Source organism: Rhodococcus sp. NPDC059968 (genome assembly GCF_042738615.1).
Lineage (GTDB): Bacteria > Actinomycetota > Actinomycetes > Mycobacteriales > Mycobacteriaceae > Rhodococcus_F.
Window position 1 is genome coordinate 27,887 of the sequence record NZ_JBHWUE010000030.1, and the last position, 26,890, is coordinate 54,776.

The following is a 26,890-nucleotide window of genomic DNA, read 5'->3' on the forward strand; positions in this document are numbered from 1 at the left end:
TGCGGGAGGCGGTAGCTTTTCCCCGCCCCCCAGAAAATTCGTTCGCCGTCAGCAGGGCGCACAGACCCCATAGTCGCACAGCGGCGCGGACCTGTTCAGCGGATTCGGTCGTCGCGGCGCCGGGTGCGACCGGCCTCGAGATACCTCGACAGCACCGGCCCGATGACGGCGAGGGACTGCGGCTCGATCATGTCGTTGTGCCCGCAGTCCACCGCGTGCTCGTCGATCCGGCCGCTGACCAGCGGCCGCCATTCCTTCGCCGACCGCGGCCTGGTGTCGGTGTCGTCCGCGCCGACGGCGGGGAAGATGAGCAGGTCGCCGTCGTAGACCTGCGGCACGAACCGGTGGACCAGGTCTCGCGAGTTCTCGTAGCCGGAGTTGATCCGCGCGAGGTCCTCACCGCGGAGCCCCGAGTCGCTGCCCCACGACTGGTTGAGAAGCCGCGCCGCCTCCTCGTAGGTGAGCTCGCCGTTCGTCTCGACGACCAGACCGAGGCCGCGGAGCAGGTCCTTCATGTCGAGCTTCCCGAACAGCGGATCCTCGCCGTTGTCGGGATAGCTGTCCATGACCGTGAGGGTGGCGACGTCGTCGCCGGCACGCTGGAGTTCGACGGCCATCGCGTGGGCGATGACCCCACCCAGCGACCAGCCGAGCAGGTCGTACGGTCCCTCCGGCTGGATGGCCTTCATCTCCTCGACGTACCGGTGCGCGAGTTGTTCGATCGACTGGTAGTCGCCGTCGCCGCTGATCGTGGGCAACTGCAGTCCGTACGCGCGGCGGCCGGCGGGCAGATACCGGACGAGGCCCGCATACCCCCAGGAGAGCCCGATTCCCGGGTGGACACAGAACAGCGGTCGTCCGGTGCCCTCGGTGCGCAGCGGAATCACCACCCCCAGCGCCTCCGTCACACTGCCCTCCGCCGACGGCAGTGCGATCCTGCGGGCGAGGCCGGCCGGGGTGGGATCGAGGAACATCCACTGCAGCGGGATCTTCCGATCGAGCCTCTCCTGCAGGGCGGCGATCACCTTCGTCGCGAGCAGGGAGTTGCCGCTCCTCTCGAAGAAGTTGTCCTCAGCCCCCACCCGGTCGAGACCGAGCACCTCGGCGAAGACGTCCACGACCGCCGCCTCGAGGTCGTTCGCCGGCAACCGGAAGCCGGCGCCCGACAGGAACTCGGGTGCGGGCAGTGCGGCGCGATCCAGCTTGCCCACCGGCGTCAGCGGAATCCGTTCGAGGACGACGATCGCGGCGGGCACCATGTGGGCGGGCAGACGCTCCCCGACGAGACGGGTGAGTTCCGCGGTGTCGACGTCCGCGCCGCCGATCGGACGGACATACGAGACGAGCAGCGGTTCACCGGCAGGCCCGGCACGGCCGATCGTGACGGCGAACCCGACGTCGGGATGATCGGTGAGTGCGGCGTCGATCTCGCCGGGTTCGATGCGGAACCCGCGGATCTTCACCTGGAAGTCGCTGCGCCCGACGTACTCGAGGGTGCCGTCCCGGCGCCATCGCACCACGTCGCCCGTGCGGTACATCCGCTCGCCCGGGGCACCCCAGGGGGCGGCCACGAAACGGGACGCCGTCAATCCCGGCCGACGGTGATACCCGGACGCCAGGGCGCGTCCCGACACGTACAGCTCACCGACCACGCCGACCGGCACCGGGCGCAGCCGCGAATCGAGCACCACCTCCGAGACACCGCGGGTGGGTGCGCCGAGCGTGATCGGGTCGCCCGGCACCAAGGCCTCGCTGATGTTCGACATGATCGTCGTCTCGGTCGGCCCGTAGGCGTTGAACATCCGGCGGCCGGGCGCCCACCGGGCGACGAGTTCGGGTGGACAGGCTTCACCGGCCACGACCAATGTCCGCAGCGATTCGAAGCCGAGGGGGTCCATCGACGCCAGCGCGGTCGGGGTGACGAATCCGTGGGACACCCGCTCGTCGCTCAGCAGTCCGGCCAGTTCGGTGCCGCCGTAGATCGTCGGCGGGGCGATCACCAGCGTCGCACCCGCGCAGAATGCCATCACGAGTTCGAACACGGATGCGTCGAAACTCGGCGACGCGAAGTGCAGCACCCGGGAGCCGGGTGTGACGGCGAGACGGTCGCGCTCCTCCGCGGCGAGGTTCGCCAGGCCGCGGTGCGTGACGGCCACTCCCTTGGGGATACCCGTGGATCCGGAGGTGTAGATGAGGTACGCGGGATGTGCTTCGTGCAGCGGCACCGTCCGGTCCGCGTCGGTGACGGGGTCAGGCGACTGCACCCGGATCCGCTCCTCGTCTTCGGCGTCGTCGAGCACGATCCAGTTCACGGTGCCGGGCAGCCGATCTCGGTGTCCCCGGAGGGTCACCCCGGACACCGCCCCGGAATCGGTGAGCATGTGCTCGATGCGGTCGAGCGGATACCCGGGGTCGACCGGCAGGAACGCGGCGCCCGTTCGAGCGACGGCCCACACCGACAGCACCGATTCGATCGAGCGCGGCAGGCTCAGAGCGACGGTGGTTCCCGGACCCGCACCATCCTCGATCAGCCGGCGCGCCAGCCTGTTCGACGCCTCGTCGAGTTCGCGGTAGCTGATCGTCCGGCCCCGGTACGACACCGCGTCGGCACCCCGGTCTCGTTCGACCGCGGCCGACAGCAGTTCTGGCAGCAGGACATTCGGGGCGTCGGGTGCTCCGCGCGCCGGGGTGAGCGCCGTGACTTCGTCGGTGCCAAGGATCTCGATGTCGCCGACCGGAACACCGGGTTCGGTGGTGACGGTGTCGAGGATGCGCACGAACCGTTCTGCGAACCCCCGCACCGTGTCGGCGTCGAACAGGTCGGTCGCGTAGTCGATCGCACCCACCATGCCCGCCGGGCTGCCGTCCGCGGCGAACCGCTCGTCGAGAATCACCTCGAGATCCACCTTCACGACGTCGAGGTCGGGATCGACCCCCTCGACGCTCAGCCCGGGCAACCGCAACGCGGGATTCTCGGTGTTCTGGAATTCGAGGGACACCTGGAAGAGCGGCGAGTGGGCGGTCGACCGCACCGGTCCGACGGCGTCCACCACCCGTTCGAAGGGCAGGTCGGCGTGCGCGAAGGCGCCGAGATCGGCGTCGCGGACCCGCGCGAGGAGGTCACGGAACGGCTGTCCCGCCTCCACCGGGGTGCGCAGGGCCAGTGTGCCGACGAACATGCCGACGAGGTCGTCGAGCGCCGCCTCGCCCCGGCCGGCGATCGGGGTGCCGATCGCCACGTCCCCGGTGCCGCCGAGCCGCCCGAGCAGTACGGCGAGTGCGGCGTGCACGACCATGAACTCGGTGGACCGGTGCTCTCGCGCCGCCGTCCGGATCCGCTCGTGCAGACCGGAGTCGATCGCGAAGCGCACCCGATCGCCCCGGAACGACTGCTGCGCGGGACGCCGACGGTCGGCAGGCAGTTCGAGGAGTTCGGGCAGCCCGGCCAGCGCCGACTCCCAGTAGGCCAGTTGCCGCGAGATCAGCGACCCGGGGTCGTCCTCCGAACCCAGCAGCCTGCGTTGCCACAGGGTGTAGTCGGCGTACTGCACCGGCAGCGGCGTCCAGGTGGGAGCGCGACCGTGGACGCGGGACTCGTACGCGATCATCACATCCCGCACCAGCGGTGCCATCGAGAAGCCGTCGGCCGAGATGTGGTGGACCACCACGGCGAGCACATGGTCCGTCGTGTCGAGGGAGAACAGGGCGACGCGCAGCGGGACGGCGGTAGCGACGTCGAAGCCGGCCGTCACGAGCCGGGTGAGCTCCTCCCGGAGGCGACTTTCGTCCGCGACCGCGGTCGGCGCGAGCATCGGCGCTTGTTCTGATCGGCCACAGCCTTGGTGGCCGGTGGGCGCGAGGATCTCCTGGACGGGTTCGCCGTCGCGGAGCGGGAAGCGGGTGCGCAACGACTCGTGCCGGGTCACGACGTCCGTGACCGCGGCGGTCAGCGCCTCCACGTCGAGGTCGCCGGTGAGCCGCACCACCATCGGGATGTTGTAGGCGGGCGAACTCGTGTCGAACTGGTTGATGAACCACATGCGCTGCTGGGCGTAGGACAGCGGGATGCGGTCGGGACGGTCCCCGGCGGTGAGGGCGGGGCGGCCGGACGGACCCGCTCCCGCGTGCTCGATGCGGGCGGCGAAGGCCTCGACGGTGGGCGCCTCGAACAACGCCCGCACGCCGATGTCGGTGTCGAGTGCGGCGCGCAGGCGGGCCACCGCGCGGGTCGCGCTCAGTGAGTTGCCGCCGAGGTCGAAGAATCCCGCATCCGCACTCACCCGGTCGAGTCCGAGGACCTCCGCGAAGACGTCGGCCACCGTCTCCTCGACCGGATCGGCGGGTGCCCGGTATTCGCGCGCACCGACGTCGAATTCGGGTGCGGGCAGGGCTTTGCGGTCGAACTTGCCGACGGCGTTCAGCGGGATCTCGTCCAGCACCGTGATCGAGGACGGAACCATGTGGGCGGGCAGCCTGCCCGCGAGACGGCGGGTGATCTTCTCGGTATCGAGGGCGCGCTCGGGCGCGGGCACGACATACGACGCGAGGAGTGTGTCCCCGGCCGGTCCGCGGTAGGCGACCGTGGCCGCGAACCGGACGTCGGGGTCCGCCACGAGGGTGGTGTCGATCTCGCCGAGTTCGATGCGGAACCCGCGCACCTTCACCTGGAAGTCGCTGCGGCCGAGGTACTCGATGGTGTGCCCGGCGGTCCAGCGCACGATGTCGCCGGTGCGGTACATCCGCTCCCCGGGAGCGGCGGGGTCGGCGACGAACCGCTGCGCCGTCAGCCCGGGGCGTCGGTGGTAGTCGCGCGCCAGTCCCGCACCGGCGAGGTACAACTCCCCCGGAACCCCGACCGGAACGGGTTGCAACCGGGAATCCAGCACCAACTCCGTGACACCGCTGATCGGTCCGCCGATGGTGATGCGCTCCCCCGGCGTCAGGGGATCGCTGATGTTGGACATGATGGTGGTCTCGGTCGGCCCGTACGCGTTGTACAACCGGCGTCCCGGCGCCCACCGGGACACGAGTTCGGGTGGGCAGGCCTCGCCGCCGACGGCGACGTCGGTGAAGTGATCCAGCCCCGCCGGGTCGAGGGACGCGAGCGCCGCCGTGGTGACGAACGCGTGCGTGACGTGCCGGTCGCGGATCAGCTGGGCGAGTTCGTCGCCGCCGAAGACGGTGGTCGGCGCGATCACCATCGTCGCCGCCGCGCCGAACGCCTGCAGGTACTCGAACACGGATCCGTCGAAGCTCGGTGTCGAGAAGTGCAGTGTCCGCGACCCGGGATCCGCCCCGAAGCGGGCGAGTTGGTCGCGCGCGAAATTGTCGAGACCGCGGTGCGTCACGGTCACGCCCTTCGGCCGGCCGGTCGACCCCGACGTGTAGACGAGGTACGCGGCCGTGTCGAGCGTGACCGGTGCCGTGCGGTCGCCGTCGTCGACCGGTGCCGCGGATGTGGCAACGCACTCGGCGGCGAATGCGGGGTCGTCGAGAACCAGCCAGCCGGTGTTCTCGGGCAGGCGGGCGCGATGCTCGGACATCGTCAGCCCGAGTGTGCACTCCGAATCGGTGAGCATGTGCGTGATGCGTTCGTCCGGATAGTTCGGGTCGACGGGCACGAACACGGCCCCGGTCTTGGCCACCGCCCAGACGCACAGCACCGACTCGATCGAGCGTGGGATACCCACGGCCACCGACATTTCCGGCCCGAGTCCGCGGTCGATCAGAGCACGGGCGAGCCGGTTCGACCGCTCGTCCAGCTCCCGGTACGACACCTCGACGTCGCCGGACGACAACGCGGCCGCATCCGGGTCGACCGCGGCGGCGTCCGTGAAGATCTGCGGGAGCGTGCGGACGGAGCCGGCGGGGCCACCGCGGACCGGTACCAGTTCCGCGCGTTCCCGCTCGGTGAGCAGCGACAGCCGGGCCAGCGGCACGTCGGGACCGGTGCAGGCGTCGAGCACCCGCACCACCCGCTCGGCGATGTCCTCGATCGCGCCGGGGGCGAACAGGTCGGGCACGTACTCGAACTTCAGGTGCAGGCTCGCCGCCGCCGACGCGACGAGGCTCAGCGGGTAGTGGGCGGCGTCGCGGGCATCCACGCCGGTCACCCGGAGCCCGGCGATGTCGGTGTCTTCCGACAGCCCCGCCCGGTCCACCGGATACGACTCGAACACGGTGAGGGTGTCGAACCCGACGCCGGGACCCGCGGCGTCCTGGATCTCGGCGAGACCCGTGTAGTGGTGATCGAGCATCGCCGCCTGCTCGGCCTGCACCCGCTCCAGCAACGCGCCCAGCATCTCCTCCGGGCGCAGCGTGACGCGCACCGGCACGGTGTTGATGAACATCCCGACCATCGTCTCGATGCCGGAGAGTTCCGGCGGTCGGCCGGAGACGGTGGCGCCGAACACGACGTCGTCGCGTCCGGTGAGCATCCCCAGCACGATGCCCCATGCCGTCTGCAGAATGCTGTTGAGGGTGAGCCCCCGAGAACGCGCAGATTCACGTAGCCGGTCGGTCCGGTCCTCGTCGAGATCGAACACCCACTCCCGCGACACGGTCGACAGCTGCCGAGCCCGGTCGGCGGGGACAAGCAGCGTCGGTTCCTCCACCCCCGCGAGGGCGTCCGCCCAGGCCCGCGCGGACAGGTCGGTGTCGCGCCCGTTCATCCACCCGAGGTAGTCGCGGTAGTCCCGCACGCGCGGCAGCGGCGACGCGTCGGCATCCGTGGCGTACAGCGTGAGCAGTTCCCGAATCATCAGCGGCATCGACCAGCCGTCGAGCAGGATGTGGTGGTTCGTCGACACCAGTCGGCAGCGTCCGCCGGCCGTCCGCACCAGCAGGAACTGGATCAGCGGTGCGGAGGCCATGTCGAAGGGGGTGGTCCGGTCGACGGCCAGCAGTCGCTCGATCTCGGCGGCCGCCGCGTCCTCGCCCAGTCCACTCAGGTCGATCTCCCGCCAGGGCGCGGCAACCCGGCCCGACACCACCTGCACGACCCCGCCCTCGGCGTCGTGACAGAACGCGCTGCGCAGGTTCGGGTGACGGTCGAGGAGGGCGCCGGCGGCCCGGCGCAGTCGTGCGGCATCGACGTCGCCGCCGAGGTCGAGAATCAGCTGGACGAGGTAGGCGTCCACCGATTCGTCGGCCAGTTCGGCGTGGAACAGCATGCCCGCCTGCAGCGGCGACAACGGCCAGACGTCGGTCATCGCCGGGTAGCGGCGCTCGAGGTCGTCGATCGCGCTCTGCCCGAGCCGGACGAGGTTCAGGTCGGACGGGGTGAAGCCGCCGCCACCGGACCGGGCGTGCGCGGTGAGGGCCTCGAGCGCGCCGGCCCACAGCCCCGCGAGTTCGCCGACGTCGTCGGCGGCGATCACCCCGACGGGAAACGACCATGTGGCGGTGAGTTCGGGACCGGCGGCGGTGTCGGTGGTCCTGGCGTTCACGTCGACGACGGCCGCCACGGGCAGCCCGAAGTGTGCGGCGGCGGCGAGCCCCGCGTCGGAGACCGGCGTCCAGTCGCCGTCCGGCGCGGAACCTGAACCGAGCCTGCCGAGGTAGTTGAAGCTCACCTGCGCGCTCGGCAGGGCCGCGAGTTCGGGAGCCGTCTCGGCGTCGAGGTAACGGAGCAGCCCGAACCCGATGCCGTGGTCGGGGATCGACTGCAACCGCTCCTTCACGGCCTTGACCGCGGCACCGGCGGCGGGGCCGGCGGCGAACGCGTCGTCGACGTCCACGCCGCTCAGGTCCAGGCCCACCGGGAAGATCGTGGTGAACCAGCCGACGGTGCGGGCGAGATCGGCGCCCGGAACCACCTGCTCCTCACGACCATGCCCCTCGAGATTCACCAGCGCGCCGGAGGATTCGATCCCCCGCGCCCGGCGCCAGCGGACGAGCGCCAACGCCAGCGCCGTCAGCAGTCCGTCGCCGACACTCCCGTGGAAGGCCTGTGGAAGCGTCGTCAGCAGCGCCTCGGTCACCTCGACGGGAATCCGGACCTCGACGTCGGAGGTCTGGATGTCGGTTGCGGTGAGGGGCCGCGACCCGAGCGGTGGGTCCGGGGTGTCGAGCATCCGCCGCCACAGGTCGAGTTCGGCTGTGCGAGAGGGTTCCCGCGCCACGTCCGTGAGGGCGTGCGCCCACCGGCGCATCGACGTGCCGGTGCCGGGCAGGGTCGGCGGCTCGCCCGACAGCACCTGAGCGCAGGCGAGGGCGAGATCGGGGACGAGGATGCGCCACGACACCCCGTCGACCACCACGTGATGGGCGACGATCAGCAGCCGTCCCGGGGCGGCCGGTGTCGCGCTGCTCGCGAACCACACCGCCTGCACCATGACACCCGACTCCGGGTCCAGCCGGCCCGTGGCCGCGTCCAGTTCGCGGGACGCAACCTCGGTGAACGAGTCCGCGGCGTCGAGTGACACCGTGCGCACCACCGCGGTCGCCCGCACCCAGCCGGGGGGCGCGACCGCCATCGCCGCGCCGAACTCGGCCCGGTCGCTGCGGTACAGCCGGGCGCGCAGCATGTCGTGCCGGTCCAGGACTGCCTGCATCGCCGCCGTCAGCGTGTCCTCGTCCAGTGCGGCGGGGGTGGTGAACAGCGCGGCCTGCGAGTACCGCCGGAAATTACCGTCCCTGCCCAGCATCCAGTGCACGATCGGGGTCAGGTGGAGTTCGCCGACGCCGCCGCCGGGCAACTCCTCCAGCGTGACCGTCTGCTCCCCCGCGGTCGCGACCTCCGCGAGTGCGGCAACCGTCTTGCGTTCGAACACGTCCCGCGGGGTGATCACCACCCCGGACGCCTTCGCCCGGGTGACGAGCTGAATCGACATGATGGAGTCGCCGCCCACCCCGAAGAACGAATCGTCGACGCCCACCGATTCGAGGCCGAGCACCTCGGCGAACAGGCCTGCGAGGATCCGCTCCGTCTCCGTGGCGGGTGCGCGGCCGAGCGACACCTGCCGTCCGAAGTCCGGTTCGGGCAGCGCCCGGCGGTCGAGTTTGCCGTTCACGGTGAGGGGCAGGGCGTCCAGTACCACCACGGCCGCGGGCACCATGTGCGCCGCCAGCCGGCCGGCGACCGCGTCGACGATTCCGGCCGGGTCCAGCACCCGGCCCGCCTCGGGCACCACGTAGCCCACCAGTCGTTCGCGCCGCGCCAGCACCACCGACTGCGCCACGCCGTCGCAGGCGAGGAGCGCCGATTCCACCTCTCCGAGCTCGATGCGGAAGCCCTTGACCTGAACCTGGAAGTCGTTGCGGCCCAGATATTCCAGCTGGCCGTCCGCGTTCCACCGGCCGAGGTCGCCGGACCGGTACATCCGCGAACCGGGTGTGTGCGGGTCGGCCACGAACCGGGTCGACGTGAGCGTGAACCGGCCCAGATAACCCCGGGACACCTGCGCGCCCGACACATAGAGTTCCCCGACCACTCCCGGCGGCACCGGGTGCAGGCGGGAGTCGAGCACGTACACGCGCAGTCCGGGCAGTGCCCGGCCGATCACGGAGGCCGACGCGGACGCGGCGAGTTCCTCGTCCAGCGGCAGGTGACTGACGTGCACGGTGGTTTCCGTGATGCCGTACATGTTCACCAGCGCCGGGGCGGTGTCAACGCGCCGCGTGTACCAGCGGGTGAGCTGCCCCAGGTCGAGGGCCTCGCCACCGAACACCACTACGCGGAGGGCGAGTTCGGCGGCGCCGGCGACCCGGTCCGCCTCGGCGAGTTGGTAGAAGGCGGTGGGGGTCTGATTCAGGACGGTGACGTTCTCGTCCCGGAGCAGTCGCAGGAACATGTCGGGTGAGCGGGTCGTGAAGTAGTCGACCACCACCAGTCGGCCGCCGTGGAGCAGCGCACCCCACAGCTCCCAGACGGAGAAGTCGAACGCCGCCGAGTGGAACATGGTCCACACGTCGGAGGCGTCGAACCGGAACAGCGGCTGCGTGTCCGCGAACAGGGTGACGACGTTGCGGTGCGCCACCTGAACGCCTTTCGGCTGCCCCGTCGAGCCTGACGTGTAGATGACGTACGCCACCGAGTCCGGGCGCAACGGCCCGGTCCGGTCGCCGTCGGTCACCGGCAGCGGCGACGTACGGTCGAGTTCGGCCGCCGTCTCCGCGCTGTCCACGAGCAGGAGCGGGACCCCGCTCGCCCGGACCGCGCCGGATTCGGCCTCGGTGGTCAGCACACACACCGGCCGGGCGTCGGCGAACACGAACGCGAGCCGCTCCGCCGGGTACGTGACGTCCACGGGCACATAACCGGCGCCCGACTTCACCACCGCGAGCAGCGCCACCACCAGATCCACCGACCGCGCCGCGGCGACGGCCACCAGGGTCTCGGGGCCGGCGCCCCGCGCGATCAGCAACCGCGCCAGACGATTCGCCCGGGTGTCCAGCTCGTCGTAGGTGAGCGAGACGCCTTCGCACACGACGGCCGTCTCGTGGTGGGACCGCTGCGCGGCCTGCTCGAACAGTTCCGCCAGGGTCGCGTCCGGTACGGCGGGCTCGGCGAACGCCGGCAGCACGAGGTCCAGCTCCACCGTGTCCAGGATCTCGATGTCGCCCACCGGGAGCTCCGTCGCAGCGGCGACCGACTCGAGCACCCGGAGGAACCGCTCCCCGAACCGGGCGACGGTGTCGCGATCGAGCACGTCCGTCGCGAACCGCAGTCCGGCAGCGAGTCCGGCGGGTGCGCCGTCCGCGTCGATCCGTTCGGCGAGGCTCAGTTCCAGGTCGAACTTCGCGACGCCGAGGTCCACGTCGAGCGAGTCGACGGTGAGTCCGGGCAGTTCGAGGTGGGTACCCTCCGCGTTCCGGAACTCGATGAGCACCTGGAACAGCGGGGTGTGCGCGGTGGATCGTTCGGGGGCGAGATGATCGACCAGCCGCTCGAACGGGATGTCCGCGTGCTCGAACGCACCGAGGTCGGCGGCCCGGACCGCGGTCAGTACCTCACCGAACGACGCCCGCGGATCCACCACCGTCCGCAGGACGAGCGTATTGACGAACATACCCACCACGTCGTCGAGCACCGCCTGCCCGCGACCGGCGACGGGCGTTCCCATCGTGACGTCGTCCGTGCCCGACAACCGGGACAGCAGGACGGCGAACGCCGCGTGGACCGCCATGAACAGTGTCGAATTATGCTGGGCCGCGATCGTGTTCAACGCCCGGTGCAGCCGGGCCGGCACGTCGAACTCGACGACGCCCCCCCGGTACGACCGCTGGACGGGGCGCGGCCGGTCGACCGGGATCTGCAGCACCTCGGGCGCACCGGACAGGGTGTCCGTCCAGTAGCCCAGCTGCCTCGACAGCACCGAGTCCGGATCGTCCACCGCACCGAGGAAGTCCCGCTGCCACACGCTGTAGTCGGCGTACTGCACCGGCAGCGGGGTCCACCCGGGCGTCTCACCCACGGTCCGGGCCGTGTACGCCAGCATGACGTCGCGGGCCAGCGGCAGCATGGAGAACCCGTCGGCGGCGATGTGGTGCACGACGATGGCCAGGACGTGCTGCTCCGGCCCAAACTCGAACAGCCGGGCGCGGAACGGGATCTCGTCGCTCACATCGAAACCGGCGCCGACCAGGACTGCGAGCGCGTCCCGCAGGGCACGCTCACCGGCGACGGCCACCGGATCGAGGCCGGGGGTGGCCCGCCCGGGATCGACGATCACCTGGTGCGGTCCGTCGACCGACCCGGGAAACACGGTGCGCAGCGATTCGTGCCGCTCGACGACGTCGCCGACCGCCGCGAGCAGGGCGGCGTGATCGAGGGCGCCGGTCAGTCGCAGGGCGATCGGGATGTTGTAGGCGGGCGAGGACGTGTCGAACTGGTTGACGAACCACATGCGTTGCTGCGCCAGCGACAACGGGATCCGGTCGGGGCGCGGTCGGGCGGTCAGTGCCACCGACGGGGTGGCCGCCGTCGCGGCCGAGTCGATCCGGACCGCCAGATCGGCGACCACGGGCGCGTCGAACAATGCGGCCACGCCGATCCCGGCGTCGAGGGCGGAGTTGATGCGCGCGACCGCCCGGGTGGCGCTGAGCGAGTCGCCGCCGAGTTCGAAGAAGCTGTCGTCCGCACCGACGCGCGGGGCACCGAGCACGTCGGCGAACACCTGCGCGACGGCCTCCTCGACCGGAGTGGTGGGCGCCCGGTACCCGATGGTCGCCGACGTGAATTCCGGTGCGGGAAGGGCTTTCCGGTCGAGCTTGCCGACGGGGGTCAGCGGAATCTCGTCGAGGACGACCACCGCGGCGGGCACCATGTACTTGGGCAGGATCCGGCCCGCGAACGCGAGCACGTCCGGCGCCGCCACCTCCTCGCCGTCGTGCGGCAGCACGTACGACACCAGCGCCGTGTCCCCCAGCGGTCCCGGCCTGCCGAGGGTCGCGGCGAAGTCGAGGTGTGGGTGGGTGGTGAGAACGGAATCGATCTCCCCCAGTTCGACGCGCTGACCGCGGATCTTCACCTGGAAGTCGCTGCGCCCGAGGTACTCGAGGGTGTGGTCGCGACGCCACCGCACGACGTCGCCCGTGCGGTACATCCGGCCGCCGCCGTAGGGGTCGGCGACGAACCGCTCCGCGGTGAGCGCGGGCCGCCGGTGGTATCCGCGGGCCAGCGCCGGTCCCGCGATGTACAACTCGCCGGGCACCCCGGCCGGAACGGGCTGCAGCCGCGCGTCGAGGACCGACAGCGCGATGCCGCGAACGGGGCCACCGATGGTGACCGGCGCGCCCGGTCTCATCGGCCGGCTGAACGTGGTGAGGATGGTGGCCTCGGTGGGGCCGTAGCCGTTGAACATCAACCGATCCGCACCCCACGCGGCGACCAGTTCGTCGCCGACGGCGTCGCCGGCCACGACGAGCGCCTCGAGGTGCTCGATGCCGTCGCGCTCCACGGTGGCCAGGACGGCCGGGGTGATGCAGGCGTGGGTGACGCGTTCGCGCCGCAGCAGCGCCGCCAGTTCCGCACCGCCGTAGACGTCGGGGGGAGCGATGACGAGCGTCGCACCCGCGGCACACGACTGGACGAGCTCGAGTATCGACACGTCGAAACTGGGTGAACAGATGTGGAGGCACCGGGCGGCGGGCGACACGGTGTAGTGCTCGGTCTGCTCGGTGAGCAGGTTCGCCAGACCGCGGTGGGTGACGACGACGCCCTTCGGCCTGCCGGTCGACCCGGACGTGTAGATCGCGTACGCGGCGTGGTCGACGTCGAGCACCGACCGGCGGTCCAGATCGGTGACGCGGACCGGCGATGCGGCGGCCCACGTGCCGTCGAAGACTGGATCGTCCAGCACCAGCCACGGCACGGAGCCGGGCAACCGGTGCCGGTGAGCCGACATCGTCACACCCAGTGCCGCACCGGAATCGGTCAGCATGTGCTCAATGCGGTCGGCGGGATAGTTCGGGTCGACGGGCACGAACGCCGCGCCCGCTTTCGCGACCGCCCACACCGCCAGCACCGATTCCCGTGATCGGGGTAGCCCGAGCGCCACGAACGTCTCCGGCCCGGCACCGCGTTCGATGAGGACGCGGGCCAGCGCACTCGACCGCTCGTCGAGCTCGCGGTAGCTCGTCTCGCGTCCGTCGCAGACGAGCGCGGGCGCCTCCGGCCGGTTCCCGGCCGAGGCTGTGAGAATCTCGGGCAGGGTCTTCGGCGGCCCGGCGGGGGCCCCGGACACCGCGGTGTACTCCTGAAGTTCAGCCTCCGACAGCAGGGTGAGGTGGGCGATGGGTGTGTCGATGTCCGACAGCAGGATCTGCACGACGCGCGCGACGCGGGCCGCCACCGACTCCGCGAACTCGCTCTGGAAGACGTTCGGCTGGTACCGCAGTCGCAGGTGCAGGCCGGTGTCGAGGTGCGCCATCAGGGTGAACGGGTAGTGGGTGGAGTCGATCCCCTCGATCCCGGCGACGTGCATGCCGTCGATGTCGGTGTCTTCCGACAATCCCATGCGGTCCACCGGATACGACTCGAACACGGTCAGCGTGTCGAACGCGGCGCCCTCGCCCACGGCGCGCTGGATTTCGGTGAGTCCCACGTAGTGGTGGTCGAGGAGGGCGGACTGTTCGCGCTGGAAATGCTGCAGCAGTTCCGCGAGCGTCTCCTCACGGCGCAGGCGCAGCCGGACGGGCACCGTGTTGATGAACAGCCCGACCATCGACTCGATGCCGGCGACTCCCGGTGGGCGACCAGACACCGTGGCCCCGAAAACCACGTCCTCGCGTGTGCCGAGCGTGGTCAGCACCAGCCCCCACGCCACCTGGACGAGGGTGTTCATCGTCAGCCCGCGCTCCCGCGCGAGGGCCTCGAGCGCCCGGGTCTTCTCCTCGCCCACGTCGAGACGCACGTCCTCGGGTTCGGCGAAGCTCTGCTCGCCGCGCGCCGAGGGTGCCACGAACGTCGGCTCGTCCGAGCCGGCGAGGGCGGATACCCACGCGGCCGTGGAGCGTTCGTGGTCCTGCCTGCCGATCCACTGCAGGTAGTCGCGGTAAGACGTGACGCGGGGAAGGGCCGTCGTGTCGCCGTCCGTGGCGTAGAGGATCAGCAGGTCCGTGATCACCAGTGGCGTCGACCATCCGTCGAGGAGGATATGGTGATGGGTCACGACCAGCCGGTACCGGTCGGGTGCGGTGCGCAGCAACGTGAATCGGAGCAACGGCGCCTCGGACATCTCGAACGGGACGGCGCGGTCGGCCGCGACGAGTGCCGCCGCCTCCGCGGCGAGCCGGGTGTCGTCGAGCTGCGACAGGTCGACGTCGGTCCACGGCGCGGTCGCCCGGTCGAGTACCACCTGGACCGGTCCGCCGCCGGTGTCGGCGAACGCCACCCGAAGGTTCGCGTGCCGGTCGAGCAGGCCCTGTGCGGCGCGGCGGAGCCTCAGGGAGTCGACGGTGCCGCGGAGGTCGAGGACCAGCTGCACCTGATAGGCGTCGAGGCGATGCTCGGACAGCTGCGCGTGGAACAGCAGACCCGCCTGCAGCGGTGACAGCGGCCAGATGTCGGCGAGGTCCGGGTAGGTGCTCTCGAGCCGGTCGATGTCGGCCTGCCCGACGGACACCAGATCGAGGTCGGACGGCGTCAGCCCGCCGGCGCCCGGACGGCTCGCGTGCTCGGCCAGGGCGGTGAGTCCCCGAACCCACAGTGCGGACAGCTCTTCCACGTCCTCGGCGGCCAGCACACCGGTGGGATACGACCACGTCGCCGTAAGCACCGGAGCGCCGTCCCGGACGGTGGTGGCAGCGTTGACGTCCACCACCCAGGCGGCGGGCATGTCGTAGTTCTGGGTTCCGCCGAGGTCCCCGCTGCCGGCGACGGGCAGCCAGGGCACGTCGCCCGCGCTCGTCGCCACCCGGCCGAGATAGTTGAAACTCACCTGCGGTGGCCGGCGTCGGCCCAATGCCTCCGAGCTGACCGGATCCAGGTAGCGCAGCATCCCGTAACCGATCCCGTGGTCGGGGATGGCGAGGAGTTGTTCCTTGATCGCCTTGATCGCGGACCCGGCCGCGTCGTCTCCGGCGAGGGCGGCGTCGACGCCGATGCCGGTGAGGTCGAGTCGCGCCGGGAACAGTGTGGTGAACCACCCGACGGTGCGCGACAGGTCGGCGCCGGGCACGACGTGGTCTTCGCGTCCGTGCCCCTCGAGGTTGATCAGCACGTCGGCCGTCTCGATCCCACGCTGCCGCCGCCACCGAATCATCGCCAGTGTGAGCGCGGTGAGAAGACCGTCGCCGACGGTGCCGTGGAAGGCCGCGGGCAGTGTGGTGAGGAGTGCCTCCGTGACGTGTGCGGGTACTTCCACGGTGACGCGGCCCGTCGTCGCATCGACGTCGGCGGCCGGATCCAGCGGCCGGGAGCCGAGGCTCGGATCGGGACCGTCCAGGATCGACTGCCACCGCCCCGCTTCGGCGCGACGGGCCCCCGCGGCATCGGTGAGTCCGTGCGACCACCGCCGCATCGACGTCCCCACGGCAGGCAGCGCGGCGGGCAGACCCTCGGCGACGCGAGAGTGGGCCGCTGCCAGATCCGCGATCAGGATCCGCCACGACACGCCGTCGACCACGAGATGATGCGCGACCAGCAGCACCCGCCCCTGCCCGCCGGGACCGTCGAACCAGAGCACCTGCACCATGCTGGCCGAGGCCGGGTCCAGGCGGTCCGCCGCCCCGTTCAGTTCCGCTCTCGCCACCGCATCGAAGTCGCCTGCGTCGAACGACGTCACGGGCACGTGATGGATCAGCGCATCGGCAGGCACCGATCCGGTCGGCAGCACCATCATCGCCCACTGCCCCGCCTCGTCGACGGCGAACTGCGCGCGGAGCATGTCGTGGCGGTCCAGCACCACGTCGACGGCGGCGACGAGGCCGTCACGGGTGAGCCGGGGCGGCGCGGTGACCAGCACCGCCTGGGAGAACCGGTCCAGCCGGCCACCGCTGCGCCCCAGCATCCACGCGACGACGGGCGTCAGCGGAACCGGGCCGACGCCACCGCCGGGCAGTTCCTCCAGCACCACGGCATCCGCCCGCTCGTAGTGGGCCACCTCGGCGAGACCGGCAACGGTCCTGCGCTCGAACACGTCCCGCGGGGAGAGGATCAGACCCGCGGCCTTCGCGCGTGCCACCAGTTGAATCGACATGATGCTGTCGCCGCCCAGCGCGAAGAACGAATCGTCCACCCCCACCGACTCGAGTCCCAGTACATCCTGGAACAGGCCGGCGAGCAGCGCCTCCGTCTCGGTGCGCGGCGGGCGACTGTCGGTGACGGCGACACCGAAGTCCGGTTCCGGCAGCGCCTTCCGGTCGAGCTTGCCGTGGACCGTCACCGGGAGCGCGGCGATCACCACGACGGCGGCGGGCACCATGTACGACGCGAGCCGCGTGCCCGCGAACTGCAGGACCACACCCGGATCGATGTCCGCTCCGGGTTCGGGTACCACGTACCCGATCAGCCGGTCGCCGGAGCGTTCGTCCCGGCGCACGTCGGCGACCGCCGCCGCCACGTCGCCATGTGCGAGCAGCGCCGACTCGATCTCGCCGAGCTCGATCCGGAATCCGCGGATCTTCACCTGGAAGTCGGTGCGCCCGAGGTAGTCGAGTTGCCCGTCCGCCGTCCAGCGCACGAGGTCGCCGGTCCGGTACATCCGGCTGCCCGCCGGCCCGAAGGGGTTGGCCACGAAGCGTTCCGCGGTGAGCGAGTACCTGCCGTGATAGCCGCGCGCGAGCGCCGGCCCGGCGAGGTACAGCTCCCCCGCGACCCCCGCCGGTACGGGATGCAGCCGCTGATCGAGGACCGCCTCAGTGAACCCGAGCGTCGGCGCGCCGATCGTGACCGGTTCGCCCGGCGCCAGCGGGGTGCTGATGCTCGACACGACGGTCGACTCGGTCGGACCGTACGCATCGAACATGGCCCGGCCCGGCGCCCAGCGGGCCACCAGTTCCGGCGGGCAGGCCTCGCCGCCGGTCACCACGCACTGCACGCTCTCGAGGCCGGCGGGATCGACCGAGGCGAGCGCCGCCGGGGTGACGAAGCAATGCGTGACCCGCTCGCGCAGCAGCAGATCCGCCAGCTCGTCGCCGCCGTAGACGGACGGCGACGCGATCACCATCGTCGCGCCCGGACCCACCGCCAGCATCAACTCCAGCACCGAGGCGTCGAAGCTCGGCGACGCGAAGTGCAGGGTCCGGGACGCCGCGGTGGTACCGAACGTGTTCTGCTCCGTCGCAGCGAAATTCGCCAGGCCGCGGTGCGTGGTCACCACACCCTTCGGCCTGCCCGTCGATCCCGACGTGTAGATCACGTACGCGGGATGGTCCACGTGCAACGCCGACGTCCGGTCGGTGTCGGTCACCGCCGCCGCCGGGAGCAGCGCCAGCTCGGCCTCGGTCCCGGGGTCGCCCGGCACCAGCCACGGGATCGACGCGGGAAGGGCAGACCGCAGCGCGGCCGTGGTGAGACCGGCGACGGCGCCCGAGTCGCCGAGCATGTATTCGATGCGCTCGGCCGGATGGTTCGGGTCGACCGGCAGGAACGCGGCCCCGGTCTTGGCCACCGACCACACGGCCAGCACGGATTCGACCGACCGCGGCAGTGCCAGAGCCACCACCTGTTCCGGGCCGACGCCGCGCTCGATCAGGAGCCGGGCGAGCCGGTTCGACCACTCGTCGAGGTCCCGGTAGGACACCTGACGTCCCTCGAAGGACAGCGCCGCGGCGTCCGGGTCCGCGGCGGTGACGGCCGTCAGCAACTGCGGCAGCGTCCGAGCGGCCACTCCCGGGCCCCCGCTCGCGGACGTCAGTGCGACCCGCTCGCCGGCGCCGAGGACGTCGACGTCGCCGACCGGGGCGTCCTGCGACTCGGTGACGGCGCCCAGGATCCGGACCAGACGCTCGGCGAACGCGGCCACCGTGTCCGCGTCGAAGATGTCGGTGGCGTACCCCAGCGCCGCGCTGATGCCCGCGGGATGTCCTTCGGCGTCGACGTTCTCCCGCAGGGTCAGCTGCAGGTCGAAGTTGATCGTGTCGAACGCGAGGTCGAGGGGTTCGACGTGGAGGCCGGGCAGCTCCAGCTCGGGGCGCTCGGTGTTCTGGAATTCGAGCATCACCTGGAACAGCGGTGAGTACGCCGTCGAACGGGAGGGCCGCAGGCTCTCCACGACGCGTTCGAACGGGACGTCCGCGTGCGTGAACGCCCCGAGATCGGCCTCGCGGACCTGGGCGAGCAGCTCGGCGAACGTGCGGGCACCGTCGACGGGGGTGCGGAGCACGAGGGTGTTCACGAACATCCCGACCAGGTCGTCGAGTTCGGCCTCGCCGCGTCCCGCGATGGGTGTCCCCACGGCGATGTCGGCCGACGCGCTCAGCCGCGACAGCAGGACCGCCAGCGCGGAATGCATGGCCATGAACACGGTCGATCCGTGCCTGCGTGCGAGCTGCACGACGCTCCGGTGGAGGTCCGGGTCGATCTCGAACTCGACGCGGCCTGCACCCAGGGTGCGGGCGGCCGGGCGGGGCCGGTCCGTCGGCAGTTCCAGCACATCCGGGAGGTCGGCCAGCGTCGCGGTCCAGTAGTCGAGCTGGCGGGCGAGCGGCGAACCGTCTTCGTCTTCGCCGCCGAGCCAGTCTCGTTGCCACAGTGTGTAGTCGGCGTACTGCACGGGAAGCGGGGTCCAGTCCGGCGCGACGCCGCGGCGCCGTGCGGTGTACGCCGACAAGACGTCGCGGGCGAGCGGAACCATCGAGAAGCCGTCCGCCGCGATGTGGTGCACGACCACGGCCAGCACGTGCTCGTGCGCGTCCAACCCGAACAGCCGGGCCCGCACCGGTGCCTCCGTCGTCACGTCGAACCCTGCGGAGAGCAGGCGGTGCAGTTCCGCGTCGAGGTCCGCCGACCCGACGGCGTGCGGTGTGAGAGCGGGTGCCACGTTCTCCGCAGGGAGGATCACCTGCCTCGGACCGCTGTCGGTGAGGGGGAAGACGGTGCGGAGGGACTCGTGGCGCTCGACGAGGTCGGCGACAGCCGTCTCCAGTGCCTGCGCGTCGAGCGTGCCGGCGAGGCGGAGTGCGATCGCGACATTGTACGCCGAACTGGCCGTGTCGAACTGGTTGATGAACCACATCCGCTGCCCTGCGAGCGAGACGGGGACCTCCCGCGACGGATCCCGCGGGGCCGGCGCCGGCCGGGATTCCGGGCGGGAGTCCCCGGCCTCGGCGCGGGCGGCCAACCCGGCGACGGTGGGGGCGTCGAACACATCCCGCACGCCCAGTCGGTCGCCGACCGCGGCGTTGACGCGGGCGACGAGCCGGGTCGCGGTCAGCGAGTTCCCGCCGAGTGCGAAGAAGTTGTCGTTCGCCCCCACCCGGACGCTGCCGAGCAGATCGGCGAACACGGCGGCGACGATTTCCTCGACCGGGTTGCGCGGGGCGACGAAACCCACCGTCGATGTGCCGAAGTCCGCTTCGGGCAGCGCTTTCCGGTCGAGTTTGCCGTTGATCGTCAGGGGCAGGGCCTCGATCACCACGACCGCGGCCGGCACCATGTACGACGGAACGCTGGCCCCGACCGCGTCGAGTACCGCCGCCGCGTCGACATCGGCACCCGTCTCCGGGACCACGTAGCCCACCAGCCGGTCGCCGTCCCGGTCGTCGCCGCGCACCACGACCACCGACTGCGCCACCCCGGTGCACGCGGCCAGCGCCGCCTCCACTTCGCCGAGTTCCACCCGGAACCCGCGCAGCTGCACCTGGAAGTCGCTGCGCCCCACGTACTCGAGCCGACCGCCCGCACCCCACTTCACGACGTCGCCCGACCGGTACATGCGCGCCCCCGCCCGGTGGTGGTCGAACGGGTCGGCGACGAAACGCGTCGCGGTCAACCCCTGCCTGCCGATGTAGCCGCGAGTCACCTGGTCGCCCGACACGTACAGCTCGCCCACCACCCCGGGCGGCACCGGATGCAGCCGGGCGTCGAGGACGTAGACGCGCAGACCGGGGAGTCCGCCGCCGATCACCGAGCCCGGTACGGACGCCGCCAGCGCGCGGTCGAGGGCGAGAAAGCTGACGTGCACCGTGGTCTCGGTGATGCCGTACATGTTCACCAGTACGGGGGCTCGGTCGTCGTGCCGGGTGTACCACCGCTCCAGTTGCCCCACGTCGAGGGCTTCGCCGCCGAAGATCACGTGCCGCAATGACAGTGGCGTTCCGCCCGTGTCTTCGACGGCATTCGCCGCACGATCGGCCTCCGTCAGCTGGTAGAACGCCGTCGGGGTCTGGTTCAGCACCGTCACCCGTTCCCGGCGCAGCAGTTCGAGGAACGTCTCCGGCGACCGCGCGGTGAAGTAGTCGACCAGCACCAGCCGGCCACCGTGGACGAGCGCACCCCACAGTTCCCAGACGGAGAAGTCGAAAGCGTACGAGTGGAACAGCGTCCACACGTCGGACGAGTCGAACCCGAACAGCTCCCGGGTGTTGGCGAGCAGCGTGACGACGCACCGATGGGACACCTGGACGCCTTTCGGCCGCCCGGTCGACCCCGACGTGAAGATGACGTACGCGACGGCGTCGGCCCACAGCGGCCGCAACCGGTCCGAGTCGGTGACCGGCAACCCGGACAGTTCCGCCACCGCACCGGCCGTCGCCGGATCGTCGATCGCCACCACCGGAATTCCGGCCGGTGCCAGCGACGCGAAGTCCGCGCTCACCACGGCGCAGACGGGTCGCGCGTCCTCGAACATCGCTGCCACCCGCTCGGCGGGATAGCTGGTGTCGACCGGCACGTACCCGCCACCGGCGGCGAGCACCGCCAGCAACGTCACCACGAGCGCAGGCGTGCGATCCACCATCACCGCGACCAGCGACTCGGTTCCCACACCCTCGGCGATCAGCAACCGTGCCAACCGGTTCGCCTGCTCGTCCAGTTCGCCGTAGGTCAGCGTCTCGTCGCCGCACACGATCGCGGTGGCGTCCGGGGTCGCCGTGGCCACCCGCGCGAACAACTCGACCACGGTCTGCGCGTCGGCGGTGACACCCTCGCGGTTCCACCGGTCCAGCACCAGGTCGCGCTCGACCGCACCGAGAACCGGAATGTCCCCCACCACCGCCGCCGGGTCGTCGACCACCGCCCGCAGCACCCGGACGAAGCGTTCCCCGAATCCCTCCACCGACGTCCGGTCGAACACGTCCGTCGCGTACCGGAAGGCGGCGGACATCCCTGCGGCGGTGCCCTTCTCGTCGTGGTATTCGGCGAGCGACAGCTGCAGGTCGAATTTCGCGACCCCCGGGTCGACGTCGACCGCATCGACGGTCAGGCCCGGCAGTTCGAGATGGGCGCGCACGGTGTTCTGGAATTCGAGCAGCACCTGGAACAGCGGCGAGTGGGACGTCGACCGGCCCGGAGCCAGCTCGTCGACGACGCTCTCGAACGGAACGTCCGTGTGCCCGAACGCGCCCAGATCCACGTCGCGGGCCCGGGCCAGCACGTCGGTGAACACCTCTCCCGGCTCCACCGGGGTCCGCAGCACCAGCGTGTTGACGAACATCCCGACGAGGTCGTCCAGCGCCGCCTCACCGCGACCCGCGATCGGTGTGCCGATGGCGACGTCACCCGACCCGGACATCCTCGACAGCAGCACGGCCAGCGCCGCGTGCATCACCATGAACAGCGTCGCGTGGTGCTCACGCGCGAGAAGGAGCAGTTGCCGGTGCAGGCCCGCGTCGATCGAGAACGCCGCGGTCGCACCCTCGAGCGAGCGGGCGGCCGGCCTGTTCCGGTCGAGTGGCAGGGCGCTGACCTCCGGGAGTTCGGCCAGCACACCGCGCCAGTACTGCAACTGCCGGGACATGAGGCTGTTTGCGTCCTCGGCACTGCCGAGAAGGCGACGCTGCCACACGCTGAAGTCGGCGTACTGCACGGGCAGCGGCTCCCAGCTCGGCGGCGTCCCGGACCGGCGCGCAGAGTAGGCGACCATCAGGTCTCGGGCCAGCGGCGCGAGCGACGCCCCGTCGGCGGCGATGTGATGCACCACGATGACCAGCACGTGTTCGTCGGGTCCGGTCCACAACAGCGACGCGCGCAGCGGGACCTTCGCGCTCACGTCGAACCCGCCCGCGAGGAGGGCCCCGATCCTCTCGTGCAGCGACTCGTCGCCGTCGACCTGCGGGGTGAGATCGGGGACGACCTCTGCGACATCCACGATCACCTGGTACGGGCCGTCCTGCGACGCGGGATACACGGTGCGCAACGACTCGTGCCGTTCGATCACGTCCCCCACCGCGGCAAGCAGCGTGTCCGCGTCCAAGGGTCCGGTGAGGCGCACGGCCATCGGGATGTTGTACGCCACCGACGACGTGTCGAACTGGTTGATGAACCACATCCGTTGCTGCGCCAGCGACAACGGGATCCGCTCGGGCCGCTCCCCGACGATCAGAGGCGGTCGGTCCACGAGGTCCGTCCCCGCACGGCGAACGTACGCGGCCAGCAGTTCGGCGGTGGGCGCCTCGAACAACGCCCGCACACCCACGTCCGATCCGAGTGCCGCGTTGACGCGCGCGATCACCCGCGTCGCCACGAGAGAGTTGCCGCCGAGGTCGAAGAAGCTGTCGTCGACACTGATCCGCTCGACGCCGAGGACCTCGGTGAAGACCTCGGCGATCGACTCCTCGACCGGATCGGCAGGCGCCTTGAACTCGGCGGCCGCGGACAGGAACCGCGGTTCCGGTAGCGCCGCACGGTCCAGCTTGCCCACCGGGTTCAGCGGAATCTCGTCCAGCACCACGACGACAGAGGGAACCATATACGCCGGCAACCGGTTCCGCACCTGTCGCAGCAGTTCCGTCGTCTCGATCGGCCTGCCTGGAGCCGGGACGACGTACGAGACCAGGACCGTGTCCCCGGACGGTCCCGGCCTGCCGATGGTGACGGCCAGTCGCACGTCCGGTTGCGTCTGCAGCATCGCGTCGATCTCACCGAGCTCGATGCGGAAGCCCCGCACCTTCACCTGGAAGTCGCTGCGCCGCAGGTACTCGAGCGTGTGGTCGGGCCGCCACCGCACCACGTCACCGGTGCGGTACATGCGGCCCCGGCCGTACGGGTCGGCGACGAACCGCGCCGCGGTGAGACCGGGCCGGCGGTGATAGCCCCGCGCCACACCGGCACCGGCGATGTACAGCTCGCCCGGCGCGCCGACGGGTACCGGATGGAGCCGGGCGTCGAGCACCACTTCCTCGACGCCCCGGAGCGGCCCGCCCAGCGTGATGGGGTCACCGGGGGTCATCGGTGCGCTGATGTTCGCCATGATGGTCGTTTCGGTGGGACCGTAGGCGTTGTGCAGCCTGCGGTCCGGCGCCCACCGGGCCACCAGTTCGGGCGGGCAGGCCTCACCGCCCACGACCACGTCGAGGAAGTCGCCCAGCGAATCCGGCGGGATCGTGCCCAGCGCCGCGGTGGTGACGAAGCCGTGCGTGACACGCTCCGACCGCAGCAGGTCGGCCAGTTCCGAGCCCCCGTACGCGGACGGCGGCACCACCACCATCGTCGCGCCCACCCCGAACGCCTGCAGGTACTCGAACACCGACGCGTCGAAGCTCGGGGTCGAGAAGTGTAGCGTCCGAGACGATCTCGTGGCCCCGAACCTCTCCTGCTGGTCGGCAGCGAAGTTGTCGAGCCCGCGGTGGGTGATTGTGACGCCCTTCGGCTGCCCCGTCGAACCGGACGTGTAGATCAGGTATGCGGCATTGCCGAGGTGCAGTGGCCGGATGCGGTCGGAGTCGGTCAGCGGACGGTCGGAGCGGGCGGCGCAGTCGGCCTGGAAGTCCGGATCGTCCAGCACGCACCAGGGAATCGAGTCGTGCAGGCGGCCGAGCGCCCATTCCTCCGTCAGGCCCAGCACCACACCCGAATCGGCGAGCATGTATTCGATCCGATCGGCCGGGTAGTTCGGGTCCACCGGAACGAAGGCCGCCCCGGTCTTCGCGACGGCCCACACGGACGCCACCGACCGGAACGAACGCGGGAGCGCCAACGCGACGAACGATTCCGGTCCCACCCCGCGATCGATCAGCATGCGCGCGACCTGCGTCGACCACCGGTCCAACTCTCGGTACGACAACTCCTCGCCCTGCCGCGACAGCGCCGACGCCGCCGGATCCAGTGCCGCGGCGTCCGCGAAGAGGTCGGGCAGGGTGCGCTCGGACCGGCCCGGCCGGCCTCGAACCGGCGTCAGTGCGGAACGTTCGTCTGCGGAGAGGATCTCGATGTCACCGACCGGAACCTCCGGATCGGCCGTCATCGCGTCGAGTATGCGGAGGTACCGCTCGGCGGCCACCCGGATCGTGTGGACGTCGAACAAATCTGCAGCGAACCCGAATTCGACGGTGACACCCGCAAGACCGCCCGACTCGTCGGCCGCTTCGATCACGGTCACGCACAGGTCGAGGCCGGAGACGGTGGAACCCCGGGAGCCGGGCGCTCGGGTGTCGAGCAGCACCTGGACGATCGGTGCGTACGCGTCCGACGCCGACACGCCGAGCTCCCGCACCAGACGGTCGAACGGAACACCCGTGTGCGCCACCGCCTCGGTGGCGACATCCCGGACGTGCGACAGATAGTCGCGGCACGACACCTCGCCCGCGTACCGTGACCGCACGACCACGGCGTCCGTGCGATCGCCCACGTCCACGGCTGTTCCGACGGCGATGTCGCTACTACCGGTTACCCTGCCGATCAGAATCGACAGCGCCGTCAGGAACACCGTGCGGCCGGTGGTGCCGGTGGCATCGGCCAGTGCGGCCACGCGGCGGTGCAACTCCCCCGGTACCACCACGGTGACCCGGTCGCTCGCCTGCGACAACCTCGCGGGCCGCCGACGGTCGGTGGGCAACGGCAGGAGGTCGGGCAACCCGTCCAGCTGGCGGCGCCAGTACTCGATTTCCGCCGCCTCGCGCAGAAGCCGTTCGCCGGTACGGGAACTGGGCTCGTGGATGCTGCCCACCCGGGACGCCGGGTCGGCGGTGGCCAGTTCCTCGAGCAACTCGACGAACTGCTGATGGTGTTCCCGCAGTTCCGCGTCCTCGTAGCGGCTGGGATTCGCGCGGAAGTCCACGAAGATCCTGGTGGGGGTGCCGCTCTGATACACGTTGATCAGCAGGTCCTCGACCGGACCCGACGTGACGATGTGGAAATCGCCGAGGAGCGAACCCAGCGCGACCTCCTGACGGAACAACATAACGTTCACCATCGGCCCGAACAGTGCCGTCGTCGCGGTGTCGCCCGCGTCGCGGCGGATGTCGTCGAGGCTGCACCGCTGGTGTCGCAGTGCGGCGACCAGCTCACGCTGGACCTTCTCGATCAGTTCCGCGACGGTGTCGTCGGCCCGGACGCTGACGGGCATCGGGGCCACGTTGACGAGCATGCCGCCGGAATTGCGCAGCACCGCCGTCGTGCGCGCCGACACCGGAATGGTCACCAGCACATCGGTTCTGCCGGTACGTCGCGACAGGTAGCACGCCGCGGCCGCGATGATGGTCGCCGCCGACAGGCTGTCGCGGGAATCGAGAACGGCCACAACGTCGTCCGAGAGGATGGCACTCTCCACCGTGCTGGTGGCCGACACGTGCCCCGCCGTCCGCGCCAGCGTGGTGCCCTCGAGCCCGGCGACCCGCCCCGCCCAGTACTCCCTATCGGTCACGAAACGCTCGGAGGCGCGGTACCGGCTGTCGATGTCGTACAACTGCCGCAGGCTCACCGCCCGGTTCGGATCCGGTTCGCGTCCCGCGACTTTCGCGGAATAGCGGTGCGCGATGCGGCGCAGCATCGTCATGGCCCCGTAACCGTCGAGGGCGACGTGGTGAATCCTGCTGTACCACAGGAAGTGCGTGTCGCCGGTCTGCAGGATCGACGTCTCCACCAGCCGGTCGGCGCTCAGGTCGAGCGGTGTGACGTAGTCACGTTCCATCCATTCGTGCGCCGCCGCCACGGGGTCCTCGTCCGCGCGGAAGTCGACGTACGCGATCGACGTGTCCGTCCGATAGTCCACGTACTGCAGCGGCCGGCCCTCGACGTCGTACACCTTGAGGAAGGGCGATTCGAATTCACGGGCCGCTTCCACTGTCTCCTGCTTGAGCAGGTCGATGTCGAGCGCACCGTGAAACTCGACGTACTGGGCGATGGAGATCGGAACCTGCGGTTCGAGTTGCTGCGCGAACCAGGTGGCCCGCTGGGCCGCCGAGAGCGGAATCGGTTCGCCGCCGCCCGGAACACGCAGGTCCGCGGGGCGGCGCGTTTCTCCCGCCCCCGGAACGGGTCCTTCACCTTGTCCAGGGCACACTCGAACTCGACCTCGCCCCGCCCTACCAGGACGGACGCACTGTTTCGAGTATCCGCCCGCAAGGC

The 26,890-nt window shown here is 70.8% G+C and carries 1 protein-coding gene; it reads right to left on the bottom strand.

All coding sequences use genetic code 11. The features are described 5' to 3' along the window. Window positions 1-95: 95 nt before the first annotated feature. Window positions 96-26,825, bottom strand: a complete 26,730-nt coding sequence (locus ACFWAY_RS23370; RefSeq protein ID WP_378512347.1) for a non-ribosomal peptide synthase/polyketide synthase — start codon at window positions 26,823-26,825, stop codon at window positions 96-98. Window positions 26,826-26,890: the final 65 nt, after the last annotated feature.